Annotated in this window: 14 protein-coding genes and 4 tRNA genes; 1 reads left to right on the forward strand and 17 read right to left on the reverse strand. The window is 38.8% G+C overall.

All coding sequences use genetic code 11. The features are described from left to right. From H4J66_RS02915 to argC, 17 genes are all read right to left on the reverse strand, one after another. A partial coding sequence (locus tag H4J66_RS02915; RefSeq protein WP_259369046.1) for a GTP-binding protein occupies nucleotides 1-188 on the reverse strand: 188 nt, incomplete at its 3' end. A gap of 67 nt (nucleotides 189-255) precedes the next feature. Further along, nucleotides 256-331 (reverse strand) — tRNA-Thr (locus tag H4J66_RS02920). Between the two features lie 13 nt (nucleotides 332-344). Continuing rightward, nucleotides 345-418 (reverse strand) — tRNA-Gly (locus tag H4J66_RS02925). Between the two features lie 24 nt (nucleotides 419-442). Next, nucleotides 443-527: transfer RNA gene (locus H4J66_RS02930), tRNA-Tyr, on the reverse strand. Nucleotides 528-552: 25 nt separating this feature from the next. Beyond that, nucleotides 553-628 (reverse strand) — tRNA-Thr (locus tag H4J66_RS02935). Between the two features lie 152 nt (nucleotides 629-780). After that, nucleotides 781-1,497: a type III pantothenate kinase gene (locus H4J66_RS02940; protein WP_182170384.1), complete on the reverse strand. Its 717-nt coding sequence runs from the start codon at nucleotides 1,495-1,497 to the stop codon at nucleotides 781-783. Further along, nucleotides 1,494-2,504, reverse strand: a complete 1,011-nt coding sequence (gene birA / locus H4J66_RS02945) for a bifunctional biotin--[acetyl-CoA-carboxylase] ligase/biotin operon repressor BirA (protein WP_182170387.1) — start codon at nucleotides 2,502-2,504, stop codon at nucleotides 1,494-1,496. The genes H4J66_RS02940 and birA overlap by 4 nt, the downstream gene beginning before the upstream one ends. Before the next feature lie 2 nt (nucleotides 2,505-2,506). Continuing rightward, a complete protein-coding gene (murB, locus tag H4J66_RS02950; RefSeq protein ID WP_182170390.1) occupies nucleotides 2,507-3,532 on the reverse strand; it encodes a UDP-N-acetylmuramate dehydrogenase in 1,026 nt (341 codons plus the stop codon). Nucleotides 3,533-3,990: 458 nt separating this feature from the next. Then, complete coding sequence (locus H4J66_RS02955) at nucleotides 3,991-6,156, reverse strand: polysaccharide biosynthesis tyrosine autokinase (RefSeq protein ID WP_182170394.1); 2,166 nt, start codon at nucleotides 6,154-6,156, stop codon at nucleotides 3,991-3,993. Between the two features lie 91 nt (nucleotides 6,157-6,247). Beyond that, nucleotides 6,248-6,763 (reverse strand): polysaccharide biosynthesis/export family protein, encoded by a 516-nt coding sequence (locus tag H4J66_RS02960; protein ID WP_182170397.1) that lies wholly within the window; start codon nucleotides 6,761-6,763, stop codon nucleotides 6,248-6,250. A gap of 15 nt (nucleotides 6,764-6,778) precedes the next feature. Next, complete coding sequence (locus tag H4J66_RS02965; RefSeq protein WP_182170400.1) at nucleotides 6,779-7,972, reverse strand: outer membrane beta-barrel protein; 1,194 nt, start codon at nucleotides 7,970-7,972, stop codon at nucleotides 6,779-6,781. 248 nt (nucleotides 7,973-8,220) lie between these two features. Further along, the gene (argA, locus tag H4J66_RS02970; RefSeq protein ID WP_070375633.1) at nucleotides 8,221-9,540 is read right to left on the reverse strand and encodes an amino-acid N-acetyltransferase; all 1,320 of its coding nucleotides are present in this window, start codon (nucleotides 9,538-9,540) and stop codon (nucleotides 8,221-8,223) included. A gap of 104 nt (nucleotides 9,541-9,644) precedes the next feature. Further along, on the reverse strand, nucleotides 9,645-11,588 hold the full coding sequence (gene argH, locus H4J66_RS02975) for an argininosuccinate lyase (protein ID WP_182170403.1): 1,944 nt from the start codon (nucleotides 11,586-11,588) through the stop codon (nucleotides 9,645-9,647). 2 nt (nucleotides 11,589-11,590) lie between these two features. Further along, on the reverse strand, nucleotides 11,591-12,862 hold the full coding sequence (locus H4J66_RS02980) for an argininosuccinate synthase (RefSeq protein WP_182170406.1): 1,272 nt from the start codon (nucleotides 12,860-12,862) through the stop codon (nucleotides 11,591-11,593). Nucleotides 12,863-12,939: 77 nt separating this feature from the next. Then, nucleotides 12,940-13,890, reverse strand: coding sequence for an ornithine carbamoyltransferase (locus H4J66_RS02985; RefSeq protein ID WP_182170409.1), 951 nt, complete (start codon nucleotides 13,888-13,890; stop codon nucleotides 12,940-12,942). 48 nt (nucleotides 13,891-13,938) lie between these two features. Continuing rightward, nucleotides 13,939-14,745, reverse strand: a complete 807-nt coding sequence (gene argB / locus H4J66_RS02990) for an acetylglutamate kinase (protein ID WP_182170412.1) — start codon at nucleotides 14,743-14,745, stop codon at nucleotides 13,939-13,941. Then, nucleotides 14,745-15,779: an N-acetyl-gamma-glutamyl-phosphate reductase gene (argC, locus tag H4J66_RS02995; RefSeq protein WP_182170414.1), complete on the reverse strand. Its 1,035-nt coding sequence runs from the start codon at nucleotides 15,777-15,779 to the stop codon at nucleotides 14,745-14,747. The genes argB and argC overlap by 1 nt, the downstream gene beginning before the upstream one ends. Before the next feature lie 185 nt (nucleotides 15,780-15,964). Between argC and argE the strand changes: the two genes are divergently transcribed. Then, entirely contained in the window at nucleotides 15,965-17,113 is a 1,149-nt protein-coding gene (gene argE / locus H4J66_RS03000; RefSeq protein WP_182170417.1) for an acetylornithine deacetylase, read from the forward strand. Nucleotides 17,114-17,115 lie beyond the last annotated feature (2 nt).

Genomic DNA, 17,115 nt, shown 5'->3' on the forward strand with positions numbered 1-17,115 from the left:
ATTGTAATACCACGCTCACGCTCTTCAGGAGCATTATCGATTTGTGCGAAATCTTTAACTTCACCACCGTGTACTTTAGTTAATACTGCAGAGATAGCAGCTGTTAAAGTAGTTTTACCGTGATCAACGTGTCCGATAGTACCAACGTTTACATGCGGTTTTAAACGTTCAAATTTTGCTTTAGCCATTATGTAATGCCTCTGAGATAAATTAACAAAAATAAAATAAATTTAGTGAGATAGAAATCTTAAGGAATGGTGCTGATAGGCAGATTCGAACTGCCGACCTCACCCTTACCAAGGGTGCGCTCTACCAACTGAGCCATATCAGCAATCACTTAAAGATGGAGCGGACGGCGAGAATCGAACTCGCAGCTTTAGCTTGGAAGGCTAAGGTATTACCACTATACGACGTCCGCTTTTCTATCTTCATTATTGCAAAGTGGTGGAGGGAGGTGGATTCGAACCACCGAAGGCTGAGCCGTCAGATTTACAATCTGATCCCTTTGGCCACTCGGGAACCCCTCCAATACTTTTACAACAATTTTATTAATGGTGCCGACTGCCGGAGTCGAACTGGCGACCTACTGATTACAAGTCAGTTGCTCTACCAACTGAGCTAAGTCGGCACTACATTAAGTGGTGCGAATTCTAGTGGAATGTTTTCTCCCTTGCAAGCGTAAAAACAAAAAAAAACCATGTTTTTAACCATTTGATGTTTTTTTAATCGCCTAACGTTAAATGTTGCCACAAACTGGCGATATAAATTGCCATAAGCGAATTAGAATCGTTGCATGCCGATAAAGACTAGCTCATCAATAATGCAATGTTGCCTGTTTAATAAAGCCGCTATTTTTTTAGCATTACCGCCAGTAAGTAATACTTTATCTAATGAGACTTGTTTATTAGCTTGTTTGATACCTTGTTCAATAAAACCAAGTGTTGCTGCCCAGCAAGCATTATTGACACCGTCAGAGGTACTTTTACCAAAAGAAATATTGGCCTGATGCTCTTGAGTTGCCAGTACTTTTGAAGTATTTGATAAAAGACTATTAAATAATATATCAATACCTGGCAAAATCCACCCACCTAAATGTATGCCCTGACTATCGAGTAAGTCTATGGTTGTCGCTGTTCCCGCGTCAATAATAAGGACATTCTCATCTGGGTACAAAATATTAGCCGCCAGTAACGTCAACCATCGATCAATACCTAACGTTGTCGGTTGTTGATAGCTTGAAGTAACGCCAAAGCGTTTGCTTTCACTGTTTACTATGTGCAGTTCAATATTATGCTGCTGAGCATAGGCTATAAAGACCTCTATAATATAAGCTTCGCTAACACTCGCAACGACGATAGATATCACTGATTCAGTGATACTTGATAGCCACTTTTCATTAATGGTTTCATTTCTTTCACTTTGAATGATTGATAATTCACCTTGCTGCTCAAAAGTGTATTTGGTGCGAGTATTGCCAATATCAACTAATAATCTCATGTGTCAGCCCTCAAGCTAACTTCACCACCATAAATAGGACTAATTTGGCCATCAACTTCTAACAATAAAGCTCCTTGGTTATTAATGCCTCGACAAATACCTTTCTTTTCACGCGTGCCGGTGATTAGCCTTATCGGTTTATTGATATAATAATCTTGTTTGGCCCACTCATTGGCCATAGACAGCAACCCTTCATGTTGATGCTGCTGAAGCCTTAATGAGAGTTTAGAAATTAACGTTGCAGCCAAATCACTTCGGTCAATCGTATTAACCGCGTTATTTCCATGCTCGTTTGTACTTTGCATCATAGCTGTTTGTAAATCTGTCCAAGGTTGGTCGACTTGTTCTGCACTTTTTTGGGGCATATTAATATTTAAACCAATACCAATAACACAGTGACACGGTTCAAGAGCTTGCCCATCCAAATCAATAAGGATACCAGCAAGCTTAACCCCTCCAAAATAAATGTCATTGGGCCACTTTAACTGCACATCAATTTGATAAAGTTCTTTTACTGCATCGCTAACCGCTAGAGCCGACACGACACTTAATCCCATAGCTGCCGCCATACCTTGTTCTAAATACCAATACATCGACATATATATATGTGAACCAAAGGGTGAGATCCACTTACGACCGCGCCGACCGCGCCCTGCATCTTGATATTCAGCTAAACAGACTTGCAAATTATGATTTTGATTGGGTAAGCGACGCAATAAATAACTATTGGTTGAGTCAATAATATTATGCACTTCGACTTTGTTTTTCTGACCCAATGCGCTTAACTTATATTGAATTTCTTTTTCATCTAATAATGTTAACGGTTCAGATAATTTATAGCCTTTGCCGGTAACACTATAAATATCAAGCCCCATTTCAATTAGCGAGGCGATATGATTAGATATTGCTGCGCGACTGACTCCTAGCTGCTCACCTAACCATTGCCCAGAAACAAATTGTCCATCGGCTAAATATTGTATTAATTGCTCTCGTATTGCTTTGGCCATGATCAGCTTATAGCTCCTAAGGTAACTTCGCCCTGCTCACTGAGCATTCTTACTTCTGGTTGTAGCATAATGGCAAATAATGCTAATACGGTTTGTTGTACATGTAGGGCTAAATTTTTGATATCTGCCCCGCAGGCCGAATCAATATTGGTTAGCACTAGCGCTTGCTTATTATGCACAGCTGCACCGTTGAGTTGATAACCTTTCAGCCCTGCTCTTTCAATTAACCAACCTGCTGCTAGCTTAACAGTGCCATTATCTTGTTGAAAAGCGGCAATTTCTGGATAGTTATTTTTTAATAATAAAAACTGCTCAGCGCTAACCACAGGATTTTTAAAGAAGCTACCAGCGTTTGGGATAACCTTGGGATCAGGTAACTTAGCATTTCGTATGGCAATCACGGTATCCATAATAACCCTAGCATGACTATTTGGGGGCAAGGTGTTTAATCCTTGGTAATTCAGCTTAGCCTGCCAGTTTTTTGGAAAGCGTAAAGTAATATCCGTGATGATACCTTTATTTTTTAAAGCATTTTTAAAAATACTATCGCGATAATCAAATTGACATTGCGCCTGCGTTAACTGCTGTGATTTATTTTTAGCAAAATCAAACCAAGTTACACTTTCAATAAAATCAGCAATCTCAACGCCATAAGCACCAATGTTTTGTACTGGAGCAGCGCCAACACTGCCAGGAATAAGTGCTAAGTTTTCTAGACCGTTAATGCCTTCATCAATACAAAAGCATACCAAGTCATGCCAATTTTCACCACAAGCGGCATTGACCTGATAATATTCTTCTGTTTCATTAACATTAATCCCTAAGAACTCCGGCTTAATAATTACCGGTGTAACACCCTCGACAAAAAGCGTATTACTGCCCGCGCCTAAAATATAAAAAGGTGCGCTAGTCACCGCTGCTAATAATTGCAGATCTTGTTCACTATTTGGATAATAAATAATGGGTGTCGTTGCATAAACTGCAAAACTGTTATTTTTTTGTAGGGAAAATTGTTGGCGTGATTTCATATTATAAGCAGAAGTACTAGCTGGTAAAAACTTACTCTTATTCTACCGCAGTTTTCAATAAGCGGAAGAGGTTAATATTGAGAAAAATACTAACCTTGTTTGCGTACGAGTAGTTTTACAATATTATTAGCGCGTTCGTTGTAGTACTTGTTTTGGTATTTATCAGCATCAATGCTTTGGCTGTGGTTGATTATGATGCCCTCGAATATTGGCTGCATTGACTACTGACTGTGTTGACTGTGTTGACTGCGGATAGATAGAAGAACATTAACCTTGTTTACGTAACGGTAATTTAACAATGTTTTTTAACCCTGCTTGCGTACCGGAAGTTTAACAATGTTATTAGCACGTTCGTTGTAATACTTGTTTTGGTATCTATCAGCATCAATACTTTGGCTGTGGTCGATTATGATGCCTTCGAATATTGGCTGCATTGACTATTGATAGATAGAAGAACACTAACCTTGTTTACGTACAGGTAGTTTAACAATGTTATTAGCACGTTCGTTGTAATACTTGTTTTGGTATTTATCAGCATCAATACTTTGGCTGTGGTTAATTATGATGCCTTCAATGGGTGCATTGACTTGCTTTAGCATACGTAGACCTGTAGTAATTTGCTCTCGTTTCGTTTTTTCACCATGAACAACATACAAAACCGTTTCAACTAATTTAGAAATAATAGCAGCATCACTCACAGCATTTACCGGTGGTGTCTCAATAATAATTCGGTCATAAAAATTACCAAAAACTTTAATGAGCATATTAAGGCGCTTCATTGATAAAAAAACTAGCGGATTAGCCGGAGAAATACCCGAGGTTAAAATATCTAACTTTAAGTTTTTATCGCGGATAATACATTCATTAATTTGATGTGTTTTCGCTAATAAATTTGATAATCCTGGGCGATGTGGACTTAAATTCATATTTTTTGCTACGGTCGGATGTCGCATATCCGCTTCAATAAGCAAAACCTTTTCCATTTCACTAAACGAACGGGCTAAATGTAGTGCTATAGTCGACTTTCCTTCATTTGGCACCGAGGATGTTATCGCAATCACTTTAGCTGGCTTACTTTCGCCATTAAACAATAAAGAGGTTCTTAACGTGCGCACCGCTTCTGTAAAGCGATTATCTGTGTGATAGGGATCACTCTTTTTTTCAGCACTTGGCGCTTGAAATTTTGGTAAAATAGCGAGAACAGGTGCTTCTGTAAAGCTATCAAGTTTTCTACGTGAATTTAACGTATCCATTGATATCTCACGCATAATAATAATAATAGCAATAATCGCAAACGATAACATAAAACTCATAATCACTATGAGGGCTTTTTTGGGTGCGAACCTATCCGTGGGCATAATCGCTTTATCAATAAAGCGCACGTAAAAGTTTGCTTTATAATTACCCATAGCGTCAGTCTCTTTTAAACGGACTAAATAGTTATTATAAAGTTCTTTATTGGTATCAACTTCGCGTTGCAATTGTGAAAATTTATTTTGTAAACGGCTCAAGCGTAAGTAATCGACTTTCGCAATTGCCAAACGATTATTCGTTGCTTTAACTTTTTCAGAAGAGTTTAGGTAATCTTTTTCAATAGAGATTACAATTTCATCAACGAGCTCTACGATGCCTTTTTGCAATGACTCTAGCTCTGCTTGCACCGCTATACGTTTGGGGTGTTTGGGCCCGTAACGCTTAGAAAGCTCAAATATCTTACGCGCTGCTTTCTCATCGGCACGCCTTAATTGTACAAGGTCACTTTGCTGACTGATTTCCTGAAGTTCCAGAAGTTGCGTGGTATTTTTTCGACGTTTTTGCATACTTTGGTAGGTTACTTCTAAGTCATCTTTGATTTTTTCAGCTCGTATTGCTGAAGAAGTTAACTCGGTTAACTCAGAGCTCACTAAGCCAGCAACCCCTAAAATATCAACAATACCTTCCGCTTCACGGTATTCTTGTAGCGCTTGTTCTGATGTTTCAAGCTTTTTCTCTAACTCTTCAAGTTGGTCAACAAGCCACTGCGATGTTGACTCCTTTGACGCGCTATGAATTTCATCTTGGTATTGAAGATACGTGAGACCGATTTGATTAGCGACTTTTTGTGCTAATAGAGGTGAGTGAGCAGCAAAACTTATTTTAACAAGTTCGGTGCTCGCTATCGGAGCGATAGTTAAACGACTTTCAAAGATTGATATTAAGCTACTAACTGTTGGTCTACTAATCCGCTTTCCTATGTTAGCGAAGTAGCTTATTTTATCATTGTATTTACCACTATTAAATTCCTGGTGTTCAACCAAATTCAAACTAATAATAACGCGCTCAGCAAATTTTCGAGACTTTAATAATTCGTACTGAGTTTTAACTTGCTCTTTACTGGCGCTAGATTCATTAAAGGCGTCATTAATCGATAAAGTATTAGCGGGTTTATTACTACCTATTTGTAAAATAGCCGTAGCTTTAAAGGAAGGTTTGAGCAACGAAACATAAAAATAAACCATCAGTGAAACGAATAAAGTAAAAAAAACAATCTGCCATCGTCGAGACCAAAGCGGTCTTAAGACCTCTTTTAAATCTATCTCTTGGTTTGGGGCATTAAAATTTACGCTTTGATTATCGTTTAACATTACTGCTCATTATTATTTGCAAAACCACATATAAATACGGCTAATAAAATTTGTCAAAAATCCCTTCTCAGTTTTTATTTTTATTTTTATTTTAAAAAAAACTTTGTTCTATTTTTATAATATCATCAGGGTGGATCTCAGTAGCAATGTTCCCCTCTAACGTCACTTTAACACCGTTGACTAGTCGTGTAATTTTCCAATCGGAAGTCGACGCCCTATTAGATAATCCTCCAGCGATTGCGATGGCTTTATCCAAGGTCAAATAATCTTGATAAGGGTAACCTCCTGGTCGTGTAACTTGTCCGTGGATAAAAAACGGCCGATAAATAGACACAGAAACAGATACTTGTGGGTCAACAATATAATCTCCAAGTAAGCCTCTTCTTATCGTGGTTTCAAGTTTTTTAGTCGATAAACCTATTACCTGTATATCAGCTAAAAACGGAAAAGATATAAAACCCGATTTATCAATTTTCACATCAGTTGTTAAATCGTCTTCACCATAAACAACAATATGTATTTGATCGCCCGGACCCAGTAAATAATCACTTGCCTCACAAAAAAAACTACAGAGCACTAAAATTAGTGACAAAACATAGTAACGCATATTTTTTATCCAATACTAAATATTAACATTAAAGCCTAACGATAAGCTATTGCCTTGGTTGTTTAGCCTATCATCACTTGCTGTTAGTTCTTTAAAAGTAAAACCTGCAAATACAGTCAGCCAATCATTACGTTGATAATTCAACCTAACCTCTGAGTACAAATAATCTTCATTGATCGTTTGCTCAAGGTAAACGACCTTTTCTTGCTTATACCCAACAACCGCAGATGTCTGAAAATAATCAGTCAGTTGATGAGTAAGTTGTAAATTAGTACTGTCAACAACGCGATAGCTATCGACAATTCTGTTGGTTGTTTCATAATTTCGTTGGGTGTTTATATTCATTTGCATAAAATTCGTTGGCTGCCAATTAATATCAACTCGCCATTTAAAGCGAGTATCGCTGGCAAACAATGTTTCTTCAAAAGTTAATCTTTGATAACCAATTAATGCTTGCAGTTGAGTTATAGCCGTCGATTGCCACTTCATACCGACTAATAACGCATATATGTCTTTATTTAATGGGCTATTATTTTGAAAGTTTGATTGGGTATAAGCTAAATCTGTAGCAAAATATGTCTTTTCTGACAGTAAATAATCAAAACTAGCCGCAACACTTTGATCAACACGGTCGAGTGCCTTATTTTCGGCTCGTCTTGTTTTATAGCGAAAGTCTTCTTGACCGATTGAAAGTTTTAATTTCGCCACTGAATCAATTTGGCCATATAAATAGCCTATATTAGCGGCAAGCGATTTTTTATCATCTCCGCTTGTTATTGATTCTGCATTGCCTAAAGATAAGCCAGTACCGCGATATTCATAACTTTCCTGTAACTTAATATCTGCAAACAGTGTTTTGTTATGATCAAGCTTAAAGAAATAGCTTGGCTTAAATAATAAATTATTATGATCGTCTTCACTAAAGTTATTAAATTGGTAATGACTGACCTTTGTCGCTAATTGTATTAAATGTCGCGATAACTGTGTTTGAATAAAGACAGACGGTTCAATTTTTATGTAGCTGGTACTTTTTTCATCACTTCCTTGATTAAGAAAGTTACTTATTTGACCATATTCAGATAACAGTGTTGCTGTAAATTGATCTCCACTTTCTAGCGCGAAATCAGTTTCTGCTTTGAGTGCAAAAGAAGTCAGTAAAGTCATTGCAAAAGCAATGAGAAGAATGACAAAAAGTCTAAATATGACCATTAAAAAGTATAAACCTTACAAACAAATAACAAGCGCGACACACAATATGCCCTAAAAATAACGAATATGAAACATTACTGTTACATAAGTGCACAATTTTTGTGAATAAATGCTTTTATATTTACTTTGTTGCATATATAAACAAAAACAAATATTTAAAGCCCAGCTTAAAAACAAAAATGCCGCTTTTAAAAGCGGCATTTATTCTTATAAATAAACGTTGAATTGATAACAGCAAGACCTATTCACTAAATATGTTTGATGTATACCTTAGATTTTCGTTGGAAGTTATACAGCTGTTTTTTACCTTCAGGTAAATCTTCCATTGAACTCTCGATAAAACCTTGCTCTCGAAACCAATGACCACTGACCGTTGTTAAGACAAATAATGAGGTTAAGTGTTGATCAAAAGCTTTTACTTCTAAGGCATTCATTAAGCGCTCGCCTCTATTTCCATTGCGATAATCAGGATGAATTGCCACACAGGCTATTTCTCCTGAACTTGCTTCGGGATAAGGATACAAAGCAGCACAAGCAATAATAACATCTTCCTTTTTAAGTACCGTAAAGCGATCAATTTCAACCTCAAGTAGTTCTCTTGAGCGCTTCACCAGAATACCTTCCTCTTCTAAGGGGGCAATCAGTTCTAAAATACCACCGACATCATCGATGCTAGCGGTACAAACTTCTTCTTTATGATCTTTTGCAATTAAAGTGCCTGCACCATCGCGGGTAAATAACTCTTGTAGTAGAGCACTATCACTTTGGTAGCTCACGCAATGGCAACGCTCTATACCATTTTCTCCACTCTCGATTATCGCTCTTAATAATAATTGGCGAACATGACAGTCTTTATCATCCAATAATGTTTTTACTCGCCGTACACTACAGCTACGAATAAGCTCACCAGATTCATCAATTAAACCATCCTCTTGAGTAAAGGTAATTAATTTATCAGCTTTAAGGGCGAGTGCTGTTTTAGTCGCGACATCTTCAAGTGCTAAGTTAAACACTTCACCGGTAGAAGAGTAGCCAATCGGCGATAATACGACTATCGAGCCATAATCAAGCTGGGTATGAATACCGACCGCATCGATTCGTCTTACGCTACCGGTATATTTATAATCGACGCCATCACGTACCCCTATCGGTTTAGCAATGACAAAATTCCCGGTGCTAACACGAATTCGCGAACCATGCATAGGCGAGTTAACTAGGCCCATAGTGAGCAAAGCTTCGATATGTAAGCGCAATGAACCCGTAGCATCCTTTACTGCAACCAAAGTTTCAGCATCGGTTACTCTAATATTATTTTCGATATGGCGAGTAATGTTACGCTGATCCATACGCTCTTCTATCTGTGGTCTAGCGCCATGAACTAAAACGAGCTTAACACCCAAGCTACGCAACAAAGCAATATCATGAATAATATTGGCAAAATTTGGGTGAAGCACGGCTTCGCCACCAAACATAAGCACCACTGTTTTTCCACGGTGCGCATTAATATAGGGCGCTGCATTTCTAAACCATTTAACATAATTTTGTTCGTTATTACTGATGCTATCCATTTTCTAAGTTGTAACTACCTATTTGTTTACCCCAAACGCTAAGCGCTTAGGATCTTAATTAAAGTAAATATCTTGTCTAAATCAGTTATAAATGACTACTGAAATTATGCCTGTTGAGGCTGACTAAGTATGTATTCCATAGCGACTTCATCAGCAGGGTCTTTATGTGGGCTGGGTTCGCTATCTTCAATAATATTATCGGCTAGTGAACTTTTATCAATTAAGTTAAAACCAAGCTGCTGAAAATATTTTGGAATATAAGTTAAAACAATAATTTGCTCTAACTCCATTTGATAGGCAAACTCTAACAAATACTGAATAAGTGCTTTGCCTTGACCTTGCTGTTGAGCATCATCTTGTAAAACAACCGAGCGTATTTCAGCTAAACCTGTTTGATAGATATAAAGTGATGCACTGCCAACAACCTTACCGTCAAGCTCGGCAACAACAAAATTCTGAATATCATGAATAATATTGTCACGTGACCGCGGCAGTATTTCCCCTTTATCGGCCCAAAAGTTGGTCAGTTGATAAATACTGTCAACATCAGACATTCTTGCTCGACGAACGGACATAGCAGCAGCACGTTGCGCATTTAAACGCTGTTTTACTTGCTTTAATGCCCTTTGAATTCTTTGTTTGCCTGGCGCACCAACAACTTGCTCATTTAAGATAGCTTCATTGCCAGACTGAGTAGTCGCCAGCGCTTTTTCAACTTGTGAACGAGAAGTACCGCCGAGCGCTTCACGCTTATTAAGTGTCGATTCAATAGAAAGGTGCTGATAAACATCTTGCTCAATTCTATCACTGAATTCTTGTAGTTGGCTTATCGTTAAATCCTCTAAAGGTACACCTTTGTCAATAGCGGCTAAGACGACTTCACCGACAATATGATGTGCTTCACGAAACGGAATATCTTTACCGACTAAATAGTCAGCAAGTTCAGTGGCATTCGCATAGCCTTGTTGGGCCGCGGCTAATGTCCGAGAGCGATTTACTTTCAGACCATCAGCAACGAGTACTGCCATTTCCATACATTCTTGCCACGTATCAAGCGCATCAAATAAACCTTCTTTGTCTTCTTGCATATCTTTATTGTAAGCAAGTGCCAACGCTTTCATTGTGGTTAACATCCCCGTCAAGGCGCCAAAAACACGACCTGACTTACCGCGGATTAATTCACAGGCATCAGGGTTTTTCTTTTGTGGCATTAATGATGAACCAGAACTGACCAGATCACTCATTTCAACAAAGCCTGCTTCTCCTGAATTGTAGAAAATTAAATCTTCGGCAAAACGTGATAAATGCATCATTGAAATACTGGCTGAAGCCAACAATTCAATGACGTGATCGCGGTCAGAAACAGCATCAAGACTGTTCATGGTGGCGGTTCTGAAACCTAAGCGACTCGCCAGTGCATTTCTGTCAATAGGATAAGCGGTACCTGCTAAAGCGCCTGACCCCAATGGCGAAACATCTAAACGATAAAGCGCATCTTTTAAACGGCCAATATCACGGTTAAACATTTCTACATACGCTAAACACCAATGGCCAAAAGTTATTGGTTGCGCTCTTTGTAAATGGGTATAGCCTGGTAGTACCGTATCTTTTTCACGTTCCGCTAAATTCATCATCGCTTGTTGTAAATTAACAAGAGCAAACAGTAAATCACCGCCCTTTTCTTTACACCATAGCTTTAAATCAGTTGCGACTTGGTCATTACGGCTGCGCCCTGTATGAAGCTTCTTACCTAAGTCACCCGTTTTTTCAATTAGCTGGATCTCTACCCAACTATGAATATCTTCCGCATCAGACAACAATATTTGTTGAGGATTTTCTTCTACCGACGCTTTTAATTCTTGCAATGCTGCCGTTAAGCGAACCAGTTCATCTTCATTTATAACGCCTACTTCATGAATAGCTTGCGCCCAAGCTATTGAACCAACAATGTCTTGCACTGCCATGCGGTAATCTACCGGCAATGAGTCATTGAACTTCTTAAATTGTAAACTCGCCTTTTCTTTAAAACGTCCGCCCCATAAAGCCATGACTATTTTTCCTTATGCTTTAGCACAGTATCTTTTTGAGAAAGTGCAGTGATCCTGCTCGATAAGCTAAATAAACGAATAAATCCTTCGGCGTGTTTTTGGTCATAAACATCGTCAGCACCAAATGTAGCAAATGCCTCAGAATACAAACTATTTGGCGAACGACGTTGTATGACTTGCGCCATACCTTTATACAATTTAACAACGACATCACCGGTTAGTTTTTCGGCAAATGAGGCAGCAGAAGCCAATTGAGCCTTAGCAAGCGGAGTAAACCAGCGACCATCATAAATAACATGAGAAAATTCAAGGCCAATAGATTCGCGATATTTAAGTGACTCTTTGTCAAGAATAAGTGACTCTAAACCTTTATAAGCCGCCATCAAAATAGTACCGCCTGGCGTTTCATAGCAACCACGAGACTTCATACCAACCAAGCGGTTTTCGACAATATCGATTCTACCAACACCGTGGGCAGCCCCTTTAGCATTTAAGTACATTAACGCTTGATAAGCACCGGCACTATTTTCCTGGCCATTACCAGAGAAGTCTATACCATCAATAGCAACAAGCTCACCGTCAGCAAAGCTTAATTGTACTTTTTCAGGCTCATCAGGGGCATCAATAGGATCCACTGTCATAGTCCATACTTCTTTTGATGGCTCACACCAAGGGTCTTCTAGCTCACCACCTTCATGAGAAATATGCCAAGCATTAGCATCTCGACTGTAGATTTTAGTTAATGAAGCCGCACAAGGAATGTTACGTTCGGCAAGATAATCTAATAAGTCTTCACGCGAAACCATGTCCCATTCACGCCATGGGGCGATAACAGTAAGCTCAGGCGCTAGTGCAGCAAAACAAGATTCAAAACGAACTTGGTCGTTACCTTTACCGGTACAACCATGACACACCGCATCAGCACCCACTTTAAGAGCGATTTCTATGTGCGCTTTAGCAATAATAGGTCGTGCCATTGACGTACCTAATAAATACTGACCTTCGTATACCGCACCAGTTTTTAAAATGGGGTAAACATACTCTTTTATGTATTCTTCTTTAAGATCAACTACATAACATTCAGATGCCCCTGAAGCAATCGCTTTCTCTTTAACACCTTCAAGCTCTTCATCACCTTGGCCGACATCAGCACAAAACGCGATAACCTCACAGCCTTGATAATTTTCTTTTAACCACGGAATAATCGCTGAGGTATCTAATCCACCAGAATATGCTAATACTACTTTTTTGATTTGTTTTTTTGCTAAAGCCATTGTCTTATTCCTAACTAATCTTGATAAATTGTCATGCTGAATGTAAATCAGCTGCTGACCCATTAATTTCTACACTATTATTTAGCTAATAGCGTAACGAGTACGGCATTTTGCGCCCACATTCTATTTTCTGCTGCTTGGAAAACTACCGACATTTCACTGTCAAAAAGTGCGGTTGTTATTTCTTCCTCTAAGTGCGCTGGTTGGCAATGCATCACAATACTGGCGCCGCTGTCTTTCATCATTTGATGGTTCACTTGATAAGGGGCAAACGCCTCTAAGAGTGCAGCTTTTTTACTGGCATCTTCAAAGCCCATTGATACCCATGTATCGGTATAAATAGCATCTTGCTGTCCTAAAGCCTCAACATCTGATGTAAGTACCAACTTACTCCCTGACTTTTCTGCAAAAGCTTTCGCTTTACTAAATAATTGTGCTTCTGGTTCATGCCCCGCTGGACAAACCAAGGTAAAATCGACCCCTAGTATTGCAGCCATAAACATCAACGAATTAGACACATTGTTACCATCGCCTATATAAGCAAGTTTAACCTTGGTTAAATCTATACCTTTACCTATAACAAAATATTCTTGTAGAGTAACAAAATCAGCTAGTGCTTGGCACGGATGATATATATCACACAGTGCATTAATCACTGGAATAGTTGCGTGCTCAGCTAAACCTTCAATAGCGCTGTTTTCAAAAACACGCGCAACGATAGCGTCAGCATAGCAAGAAAGGTTTTTAGCGTAATCACTAACTCGTTCTCGCTCACCTAGTTTGCCATTTTGTTGGCCTAAATATAGCGCATGGCCGCCTAATTTGTTAATACCCATATCAAAACTAACGTGTGTTCTTAATGAAGGTTTCTCAAAAATCATCACTACAGATTTACCCGCTAAAGCTTCACTATAGTCGCTAGGATGGTTTTTAATCTTTATTGCTAAAGCAATCAGATCAATTATTTGTGTTTTAGTCAGTTGATCATCTGCTAAAAAGTTTTCTAATCTTGTGTGTGTCGGTGACATGATAAGTCCTATCCGAAAAATCGTTAAATTAAGTGTGACTTAACTGTGTTAATGTGGCTGAATGCGTGTGCCAATTGCATCACCCTTTATTAAATTGATGATTTGCTCAGGCGACTGCCAACTGGCAACCGCGATACTTCGTCGCAATTGGCTTGCTGCATGCAAAGCGGCATTAACTTTGGCGGTCATCCCGCCAGCAATAACACCTTGCTCTATTAAGGAATTTGCCTGAGCTTTACTTAGTGAAGCAATATATCCACCACGCGCATCTTTTACACCATTAACATCGGTTAGCAATAACAATTCGGCATTTAGTAACTGACAAATTGCGACAGCTGCATCATCCGCATTAACATTCACTAACTCACCATTGGCTAATGAACCGATAGAAGAGATAACCGGTAAAAAGTTTGCACTTAAAAGTGTATCGAGTAACTTACTATTATTTGCACTAGGCTCACCCACCATACCCAGGCCTTTATCGCTTAACTGACACGAAACCATATCACCATCGACCAGTGACAATCCAACGGCTTGCATGTGTAAACTTGCTGCAGTGGCAACAATCGTTTTATTAACACTACCTGCTAATGCACCCGCAATAAGGGGCATTTGCTCTTGAGGTGTAACACGTAAACCCTGTTTTTTCTCTGAAGTAAAACCAGCTTGGCTGAGTATTTCATCAACAACACAGCCGCCGCCATGCACTAGCACCACGGCTTGATTTTTTAATGTCGCGATAATTTTTAATAAATCAGCTAAAGCATCTTTTTTTTCAAGAATAGCGCCGCCAATTTTGATCACTAATGGCTTGTTAGTTTTAGACGTTACTGATGTGTTTATTGTCTTAGTCATTAACTCTTTCCCAAAGTTACATTGTGCAACAAACTATATTCACTCGCTAAACCCAGAGAAATATTCGCACATTGCACCGCTTGTGAAGCAGCACCTTTTAATAAATTATCGATAGCACAACTGACCACAACAACTTGTTTTTCTTCATCGACTTGCCAATGTAAATCAGCAAATGGTGTATTAGCTACATTGTCTATTTTCGGCCAAGCGCCGGTTAAGCGCACCAAGGGCTTATCTTGATAAGCGTTTAAAAAAGCTTCGTTAATATGTTTTGTCGTAATACCTGCTTTGATTTGCAAAGTGACCGTTGCCAATAATCCTCTTTTATAAGGTGCAAGGTGAGGATTAAAAATAACCGCGGCATTAGCTTCTTGGCTTATCTCGGGTTGATGCCTGTGCTGTAAAATATTGTAAGGTGTTAAGCTGACTTCATAAAAGCTTGTCGCTAATAAGGCTTTTCTACCCGCACCGCTGACGCCGCTGATCCCATTGACAACAATGAGAGAGTTTTCAAGATGGTAGTTATTTACGGTAATTGGCTTAAGTGATAATAAACTTGCTGTTGGGTAACAGCCAGGTACAGCAACTAATTGTGTATTAGCAATATCATCTTGTTGCCATTCGGCTAAACCATAAGTTGCTTGGGCAAGCGCCGATAAGTTTTTATGTTCAAAGCCATAGAATATTGGGTAATCTTCGCTATTTTTTAAACGAAAACCACCAGAGAGATCAAAAACCTTAACACCTTTCTCAACAAAAGCTTGTGCCCAGTCAGCACTAAACTCATGCGGAGTAGCAAAGAATACCGCATCAAGCTTTTGTACCGTATCATCGAACCAACCCTGTGAAAAACAGACTAAAGGTAAATCACATACGCCTAAGTAACGCGGATGTAATTGCGAAAAGGTCATATCTGCCGAGCTACTGTTTTCTGACACCAGTAAATATTCAATGGAAATTTTATCGTGCGCAGACAATAAATTAATCAGCTCTGCCCCCACATATCCACTTGCTCCAATAACCGCGACTTTCATACAACCTCATCTATTAATTTTTTTATTGACCTAAGGAAAGCAGAAAACAAATTATTTTCAATAGCCTTCTATATTTAGGTTATTTACACTAGAATAGGAAAATAACACCCAATGACTCGTTATGCAACAAATAAGCATAATTACCCATGGTTTTTTTATTTATTCATTTTTAACTGTGAGCCACTATGAAAAATTTGCCCAACTTTACTGATTCATTAACACAACTGATTGCCAGTGCTTCTATTAGCTCGACACAAGCGAGCTGGGATCAAGGAAATTTAGCGGTTATTCAACTATTGGCAAGTTGGTTTGAACAACTCGGTTTTAGTATCGACATTCAAGCGGTACCAGAAACGCGCAATAAATATAACTTGTTAGCAAAACTCGGTAGTGGAACAGGAGGATTGTTACTTGCAGGTCATAGTGATACCGTACCTTTTGATGAAAATCGTTGGCAGTCAGACCCGTTCAAAATTGTCGATAAAGATAATAAGTTTTATGGTTTAGGGACGTGTGATATGAAAGGTTTTTTTGCTTTTATTTTACAAGTTTGTAAAGGGTTAACCGCGCAACAGTTAAAAAAACCACTTTACATTTTAGCCACCGCAGATGAAGAAACCACCATGGCTGGCGCACGTTTTTTCACCAAAAACCAACAGATAAAACCCGATGTTGCTATTATTGGTGAGCCAACAAATTTGGTCCCTGTCATCATGCATAAAGGTCATATGTCCCATCGCATAACTATTCAAGGTCAATCAGGGCACTCAAGCAAGCCAAGTTTAGGCGTGAATGCGATAGAAATTATCCATCAAGTGATTGGCCAATTAATGCAACTCAAAGAAAAATTGGCTCTCAATTATAGTAATCAAGCCTTTGATGTAAAGGAGCCAACCCTTAATTTTGGCGCAATACACGGCGGCGACAATGCCAATAGAATTTGTGGTCACTGCGAGTTAGACATCGATATGCGTGCCCTACCCGGTATGACTGACAGCGAACTTATCTTATTACTCAGTGAAGCGTTAGAACCGTTAGCTGAAAAATACCCTAATAGAATTTCATTTAGTGAATTGGATCCAAGTTCACCCAGCTTTGAACAAAGCAAAAACAGTGACTTTATCACTATAGCCGAAGAAATAAGTGGTCATTCATGTTGTGCGGTAAACTATGCGACCGAAGCACCTTTCATTCAACAACTGGGTTGTCAAACTATCGTTTTAGGTCCTGGTTCAATTGATCAAGCACACCAGCCTAATGAATTTCTAGCGCATAGCGAAATTGATAAAACTGAACAACTATTACTGAAGATGATCGAAAGGTACTGTTTATAAAG

The sequence above is a fragment of the Colwellia sp. MB3u-55 genome, assembly GCF_014076785.1.
Classification (GTDB): domain Bacteria; phylum Pseudomonadota; class Gammaproteobacteria; order Enterobacterales; family Alteromonadaceae; genus Colwellia_A.